4 protein-coding genes are annotated in these 2,999 nt (G+C 61.6%); all 4 read left to right on the top strand.

Translation table 11 applies throughout. The features are described 5' to 3' along the window. The first annotated feature begins 83 nt into the window (after positions 1-83). Entirely contained in the window at positions 84-512 is a 429-nt protein-coding gene (exbD, locus tag F8N12_RS27155) for a TonB system transport protein ExbD (protein WP_028622412.1), read from the top strand. Then, the gene (locus F8N12_RS27160; protein ID WP_150579925.1) at positions 509-1,261 is read left to right on the top strand and encodes an energy transducer TonB; all 753 of its coding nucleotides are present in this window, start codon (positions 509-511) and stop codon (positions 1,259-1,261) included. The genes exbD and F8N12_RS27160 overlap by 4 nt, the downstream gene beginning before the upstream one ends. A gap of 200 nt (positions 1,262-1,461) precedes the next feature. Then, on the top strand, positions 1,462-2,388 hold the full coding sequence (locus F8N12_RS27165) for a hydrogen peroxide-inducible genes activator (protein ID WP_150579924.1): 927 nt from the start codon (positions 1,462-1,464) through the stop codon (positions 2,386-2,388). Positions 2,389-2,397: 9 nt separating this feature from the next. After that, positions 2,398-2,999: OB-fold nucleic acid binding domain-containing protein (locus tag F8N12_RS27170; protein ID WP_412072167.1), on the top strand; the 602-nt coding region annotated here is incomplete at its 3' end.

Consider the following 2,999-nt stretch of genomic DNA (forward strand, 5'->3'; position numbering starts at 1 on the left):
TGCTGGTCAGCCGTGATCTCGATCACCTGCCAACAGCCGAGCGCTCCTCGCAACCGCATGTGGCCAAAGTAGGGTAATCAGCCATGGGCTTGCATCTAAAAGAAGGCGCAGACGACGATCTGGCCGAGAATCATGAAATCAACGTCACGCCGTTCATTGACGTGATGCTGGTGCTGTTGATCATTTTCATGGTGGCCGCTCCATTGGCCACTGTGGACATCAAGGTCGACCTGCCCGCCTCCACTGCCAAACCGGCGCCACGGCCCGAGAAGCCGGTGTTTCTCAGCGTCAAGGCTGATCAACGCCTGTTCCTTGGTGAAGACGAAGTGAAGGCCGAGACACTCGGCGCCACGCTGGACGCCCGCACCAAAGGCAAGAAAGACACGACGATTTTCTTCCAGGCCGATAAGGGCGTGGATTACGGCGACCTGATGAGCGTGATGGATGCCTTGCGCGCCGCTGGTTACCTGAAAGTCGGCCTGGTCGGACTCGAGACGGCAGCCAAGAAATGATCACGACGCGCCAAAAGCTGACGCGTTACAGCGGGAGCCTGGCCGTGGTGCTGGGTGTCCATGCGCTGGCCATTGCGCTGGCGCTGAACTGGTCGTCGCGTCCGCCCATCGAACTGCCCCCGCAGGCGATGATGGTCGAGCTGGCGCCGGTTCCTGCCCCGCCACCGCCTGCACCGCCGAAGGTGGTCACGCCACCGCAGCCGCCGACGCCGGTGGAAGAACTGCCGATGCCCAAGCTTGCAGAAGCGCCGAAGGCCGAGATTGCCGTGCCCAAGCCTAAACCCAAGCCGAAGCCAAAACCGCAACCGCCCAAGCCCGTGGAGAAAAAACCCGAGCCGCCGAAGGAAAAGCCGACCGAGGAAAAACCGAGCGACGCGCAACCGACCCAGACGCCAACGGACAAATCTGCACAACCGGCACCCGGCCCTTCGCCGGCGCAGCAAGCAGCCAAGGCCAGTTGGCAAGGCACCCTGCTCGCTCATCTGGCCAAGTACAAAAAGTACCCGGCCAGCGCTCAATCGCGTGGTAAGGAAGGGTTGAACCGACTGCGCTTCGTGGTGGACGGTGAAGGCAACGTGTTGTCATTCGAACTGGTGGGCCGCTCCGGCAATGCCGATCTGGACAGGGCGACTCTGGAAATGATCAGGCGTGCGCAACCGCTGCCCAAGCCGCCGGCCGACATGCTGAACAACGGCTCGATCGAAATCGTTGCGCCGTTTGTGTATTCCCTGGAAAAGCGCCGCCGCTGAAGCGATCTCTGTAGCAGCCGGACGCAGGCTACGCCAGCTGCTACGGAAGGGAATATGCCTAGAGGCACCAAAAGGTGCCTTTTGCATATCCACCCAGGCATACACGCATTGCCCGGTGTCATTCACCTCACTCAGTCTGATAACGTGCGTCTATCGATTGCAGCCGTTATGCTTGGCTCGCAACTTCACGGACGTTCGCCATGACCCTTACAGAATTACGCTACATCGTTACCCTCGCCCAAGAGCAGCACTTCGGCCACGCGGCCGAGCGTTGCCACGTCAGTCAGCCGACCCTGTCGGTGGGCGTGAAAAAGCTTGAAGACGAACTCGGTGTGCTGATTTTCGAGCGCAGCAAGAGCGCCGTACGCCTGACTCCGGTCGGCGAAGGCATCGTGGCCCAGGCGCAAAAAGTGCTGGAGCAAGCTCAAGGGATTCGCGAACTGGCGCAGGCTGGCAAAAACCAGCTGACGGCCCCGTTGAAAGTCGGCGCGATCTACACGGTTGGCCCGTATCTGTTTCCGCATCTGATCCCGCAGCTACACCGCGTGGCTCCGCAGATGCCGCTGTACATTGAAGAAAATTTCACCCACGTGCTGCGTGACAAGCTGCGCAACGGTGAGCTCGACGCGATCATCATCGCCCTGCCGTTCAACGAAGCCGACGTATTGACCCTGCAGCTCTACGACGAGCCGTTCTATGTGCTGATGCCGGCTCAACACCCGTGGACGCAAAAAGAATCAATCGACGCCAGCCTGCTCAACGACAAGAGTCTGTTGCTGCTGGGCGAAGGCCACTGCTTCCGCGATCAGGTGTTGGAGGCCTGTCCGACGCTGACCAAAGGCAGCGACGGCGCCAAGCACACCACGGTGGAGTCCAGCTCGCTGGAGACCATTCGCCACATGGTCGCCTCCGGTTTGGGCATCTCGATCCTGCCACTCTCGGCCGTCGACAGCCACCATTACGCACCCGGCGTGATCGAAGTGCGTCCACTGACGCCGCCGGTGCCGTTTCGAACAGTAGCGATCGCCTGGCGCGCGAGCTTTCCGCGGCCCAAGGCAATCGAAATCCTCGCCGACTCGATCCGCCTGTGCTCGGTGGCCAAGCCGCCAGCGCCGGTGGCTGGCTAAGCAACAGTCATGACCGAGTTGTCGCAAGTGTCGGTGACGGCGCTCAAGGGTGTCGGTGAAGCCATGGCCGAAAAACTGGCCAAGGTTGGCCTGGAGAATCTTCAGGACGTACTGTTCCATCTGCCCTTGCGGTATCAGGACCGCACCCGGGTGGTCCCGATCGGTCATTTGCGCCCTGGCCAGGATGCCGTGATCGAAGGCACCGTCAGCGGCGCCGATGTGGTCATGGGCCGCCGTCGCAGCCTGGTCGTGCGTTTGCAGGACGGAACCGGCGGGCTCAGCCTGCGCTTCTACCATTTCAGCAATGCGCAGAAAGAAGGCCTCAAGCGCGGCACGCGAATTCGCTGTTACGGCGAAGCGCGGCCCGGCGCGTCGGGGCTGGAAATCTATCACCCGGAATACCGCGCCATCACCGGCGATGAACCGCCGCCGGTGGATGAAACCCTGACCCCGGTTTACCCGTTGACCGAAGGCCTGACCCAGCAACGCTTGCGCCAGCTCTGCATGCAGACCCTGACGATGCTGGGCCCGACCAGCCTGCCCGACTGGTTGCCGACAGAACTGGCACGGGACTATCAACTGGCGCCGCTGGCCGATGCGATTCGCTATCT

It is taken from the genome of Pseudomonas fluorescens, assembly GCF_902497625.1.
GTDB classification, from domain to species: Bacteria; Pseudomonadota; Gammaproteobacteria; order Pseudomonadales; family Pseudomonadaceae; genus Aquipseudomonas; species Aquipseudomonas fluorescens_BQ.

What these genes read in the sequence shown, in the direction of transcription:
- exbD (WP_028622412.1), top strand. Translation starts at nt 84, where the DNA reads ATGGGCTTGCATCTAAAAGAAGGCGCAGACGACGATCTGGCCGAGAAT.
- F8N12_RS27160 (WP_150579925.1), top strand. Translation starts at nt 509, where the DNA reads ATGATCACGACGCGCCAAAAGCTGACGCGTTACAGCGGGAGCCTGGCC.
- F8N12_RS27165 (WP_150579924.1), top strand. Translation starts at nt 1,462, where the DNA reads ATGACCCTTACAGAATTACGCTACATCGTTACCCTCGCCCAAGAGCAG.